Below are 3,927 nucleotides of genomic sequence, written 5' to 3'. Positions count from 1 at the left end.
GCCCATTACGATTTCTGCTGCCGATTGATCAGTATGTCCCGGAATTCTGGGAACCCGGCTCTATCTTCCAGTCCTTCATTTACAGGAGGACTTGTTTTCGTGCCTGAAAGCCGCTCATCACCATGTGATGAGCGGCTTTTTTGCGTTATAGTTCTCAGTTCGCAGTTCTTAGTTTTCAGTGAAGGAGGCCCGCGTCAAAATTGGAAGCGGGCCTGATGATATATGGTTATTTCAATGGAATGGACATACTTCTGATAACTATATTTAAATTCAAGGCGCCTTCCTGACTGGCACCGCGCTGCCACCCCGATTCCCGATCGATTCAAAGTTTCGAAGACCGCTGTTATTTCAAAGTCTCGAAGAACCCGGTGACTGATAACTAATAACTGATAACAGATAACTGACAAATGAATTCCTCTTTATTTCCAGGTCGTGGAAGACTACAATATATACAGCAAATCCAAAGGAGGTCATTCACAATGGATGAAAATGTAAAGAAAGTTCTGGAAGAAAATATCTGGTCCATCGCCACGGTCTGCACGAAGGGCTGGCCCAATGTAGTTCCTGTCGGTTTCAAGGCTGTCCTGCCAGATGGAAAACTGGCCGTAGGGGATGTTTTCATGAAACAGACGGTCCTCAATGTAGAATCCAGCCATCGCATGTCCGTTTCCGCCTATGATCCGAAGACCATGGAAGGCTACCAGGCAAAGGGACCGGCAGAATATATTACCGAAGGTCCGATTGTGGACAAGTTCAAAGCCATGGCTGAACAGCTTTTCCACGGCACCGCCACCGTCAAAGGAGCAATCATCCTCACTCCGTCGAAAATCGTAGTCACTACCCCGGGACCGGAGAATAAGAAGGTGCTGCTGGGAGAATGATGGCCGGATTGCAGGAAGGATGACTGAAGGAAATAAGGCTTTGCATTGAAGTTATCAGTTATCAGTTCGCAGTTCACAGTGAATGTGGGCGCCCAATTTCGTATGGGCGCCCTTTTATATATGATTTCAGTATATAAAAGGGCCCGCTTCTGATTTGATGCGGGCCTTCCTTCACTGAGAACTGATAACTGAGAACTGATAACTTTTGAATTTCGGTTTTTCATTTCTATTTTATAATCAGCCATCCACGCCAATCCCATTTCCCGTTTGACATTCGTCCCCACTTGATAGAAAATAACGATAAAGGTTTCTTAAAATCAAAGGAGGAAGAACTATGGATATTGATTACCATTTCGGTACCATGTATGTGCTGTCCCGGTGGGCGGATTTCGGCAGCGCCAATTCGAAGATCATTGCCACCAGCGCCCAGTTTGTGGATGATAATATGGATGACAATTCATTCTCGGACAAGGCGGAGAAGGAAGCCATTGCCCAGGGCATCGATATCCGTTATTCTTCCCAGAATATCTGGAACAATATTACCGGCAAGGGAAACTGCGAAGTGTGGATTCCTTTCCATTTCCTCCCCGGCCTTCAGGGAGAAACGGTGGAGGAAAAGCTGGTCTGCCGGAAACACAGTGAACTTTCCAAAGCCCTTGGGGACAGGCTCCTCGAGACGACCCTGGATAACGGGAATTTCCCCTTCCGTCTGGGCGTGGGACTTCACGTCTTTGCAGATACCTGGGCTCATCAGGGTTTCGCAGGCATCAATGCGGCCATCAACCGGGTGCAGAACCTGATTTTCAATACCTCCGGCGAGACGATTGAAAAGTTCCTGAAGGACTTCATCGACAATCATCAGTCCGTTTCCGATTTCATCAATGATTTCAATCCCCTGGGCCATGTGGCGGCCGCCCATTGTCCGGACCGTCCCTACCTCTGGTGGAAGACCCGCGACCTTTTTGCCGACGGGCGGAAGAACTGGGAAGAATTCCTGGAAGCCTCGGATGAAATATTCCGCATCCTCCAGCAGGTCTCCTGCGTAGAAGTGACGGGCCTAACCGACGAACAGAAGGCCATGCTCACGGACTGCTTTAAAGACATTAAGGATGAAGATTTCAATAAACGTTACGAAGAATGGATCCGCCGGATCCATGAGAATTATTTCCGCATTCAAGGATTTGATGACGGGGACCGGGAGGTCACCTATGATCCGGAGACCATCCTGGCGGATCCCGATTTCCGCAAAGCTTTCTATGAGGAAATCAATGACCATTTCTACTGGGTGAGAGATAAGCTTCTCGATGAAGATATCGACGTGCTGAAGCTGAAGGCGGTGTATTGATTTTTGTTAACATTTAGCCGTTAGTGTTTAGTGATTCATAGTGCGGGAAGTTATCAGTTATCAGTTCTTAGTTATCAGTTAAGGTGGGCGCCAAAGTCATAGGGCGCCCATTTTTATATTTCTGTCAATCGGCAGACCGATGATTAAAGATAAAACTGAAAGAGGGGCATTGATGAGGTGTTGGACTTTAGCCGTTAGCTGTTAGTGATTCATAGTGCAGGAAGTTATCAGTCATCAGTTCTTAGTTATCAGTTAAGGTGAGCGCCAAAATAAGATGGCGCCCATTTTTATATTTCTATACAGACCATGATTCATATATTATAAGAAGGCCCGCTTTCTATTTGTCGCGGGCCACCTTGACTGCGAACTGGGAACTAAGAACTGCGAACTGAAAATTATAAACATGTAATGAAAAGTTATCAGTTCATAGTTATCAGTTATCAGTTGGTTGTGCCGCGCATCACCATTGGAAGCGCGGTATTTTTTATATTTTCATTTGGTCCACTTATTAGCAATAATTTAAATGGCCCGCTTTCTATTTGTTGCGGGCCACCTTGACTGCGAACTGATAACTGATAACTGCTAACTTTTACATACAGTTACTCTTCATAAAGCTTCCTTTTCGGCCAGAAAGATTTTTCTCTCTAAGAAAAAATGATACAATATAATCAAAGGTCCGTCGGAAGGGCCTGATCTTATGCATTGCAAGGAGGTCTATTATGGCAAAAGTTCTCGTGGTTTATGGTCATCCCGCACCGGGAAAATCTCTGGCCAACAGGACGATTCTGGAAACGCTGAAGGAAAAGTGCCCGGATATTGAAATACTGAAGCTTTCCGAGGAAGGCTTTGCTCCCCATGTGGAAGAAGATCAGAAAAAACTGGTGAATGCAGATGTCATCGTCTTCCAGTTCCCGATTTTCTGGTATTCCTATCCGGCCCTCACGAAGCTCTGGGTGGAAGAAACTTTCGCTCACGGTTTTGCCTATGGTTCTACGGGAACGGCTCTGAAAGGCAAGAAACTCATCATTTCCTGCACCACCGGCTCTCCCACGGAAGCGTATGTACCGGGTGGTCCGAATGGCCATTACCTGAAAGATTTCTTCTATAACTTCCAGCAGCTCGCTGCTCTCTGCAGCATGGAATATCTGGAACCGGTCTACAGCCACGGCTGCGCTTATATTCCCGGTGTCATGCCTGAATCTGTAAAAGACAGGGTCATCGCTGCCTGCAAGGCCCACGGAGAGAAACTGGCGGGGGTGCTGAAGTCTCTGTAACATAGTGCGCCTTGGGAGTGAGTCATTAGCGATTTTCGTGATTCGTTGTTCGTTCTTCGTGATTCGTTAAGGTGCGCCGCTGACGCGGCGAAGTATATATGGGGATTATCTCAGAGTGCCATTTGAGAGTCGAGTCATTAGCGGTTTTCGTGATTCGTGAAGGTGTTGCCGCTGATGCGGCGGAGTATTTATGGAGACTGTGTACAGGCGGGGTGAAAGGCCGCTGTCTTCATGAAATCTAACTGCCAACGGCTAAAGGCTAACGGCTAAAGGCTAACGGCTAACTGCTAACTGCTGTTATGAAGTGACCGTTGTCAAGAGGTAATTTGCGACTTTTCAACGATTCACCCTTGGAGCCATGCATCGGTTCCTCCTTAATGACATCTGGGAAAGACCCTGGTCTACGGACTTACGGCATTTGGCCATT

The 3,927-nt window shown here is 47.0% G+C and carries 3 protein-coding genes; all 3 read left to right on the top strand.

What is annotated here, in order from left to right; all coding sequences use genetic code 11:
• Positions 1-479: 479 nt before the first annotated feature.
• Positions 480-881, top strand: coding sequence for a pyridoxamine 5'-phosphate oxidase family protein (locus VZT47_RS09640; protein ID WP_330224752.1), 402 nt, complete (start codon positions 480-482; stop codon positions 879-881).
• Positions 882-1,215: 334 nt separating this feature from the next.
• Positions 1,216-2,226: a DUF6765 family protein gene (locus VZT47_RS09635; protein ID WP_330224751.1), complete on the top strand. Its 1,011-nt coding sequence runs from the start codon at positions 1,216-1,218 to the stop codon at positions 2,224-2,226.
• A 719-nt stretch (positions 2,227-2,945) separates the two neighbouring features.
• Complete coding sequence (locus VZT47_RS09630) at positions 2,946-3,500, top strand: NAD(P)H-dependent oxidoreductase (RefSeq protein ID WP_330224750.1); 555 nt, start codon at positions 2,946-2,948, stop codon at positions 3,498-3,500.
• Positions 3,501-3,927 lie beyond the last annotated feature (427 nt).

This window comes from Dialister sp., assembly GCF_036343215.1.
In the GTDB taxonomy this organism is placed as follows: domain Bacteria; phylum Bacillota; class Negativicutes; order Veillonellales; family Dialisteraceae; genus Dialister.
The sequence above is the reverse complement of the archived record's forward strand: the minus strand, read 5'-3'. Positions and strand labels throughout refer to the sequence as shown.

What these genes read in the sequence shown, in the direction of transcription:
- VZT47_RS09640 (WP_330224752.1), top strand. Translation starts at nt 480, where the DNA reads ATGGATGAAAATGTAAAGAAAGTTCTGGAAGAAAATATCTGGTCCATC.
- VZT47_RS09635 (WP_330224751.1), top strand. Translation starts at nt 1,216, where the DNA reads ATGGATATTGATTACCATTTCGGTACCATGTATGTGCTGTCCCGGTGG.
- VZT47_RS09630 (WP_330224750.1), top strand. Translation starts at nt 2,946, where the DNA reads ATGGCAAAAGTTCTCGTGGTTTATGGTCATCCCGCACCGGGAAAATCT.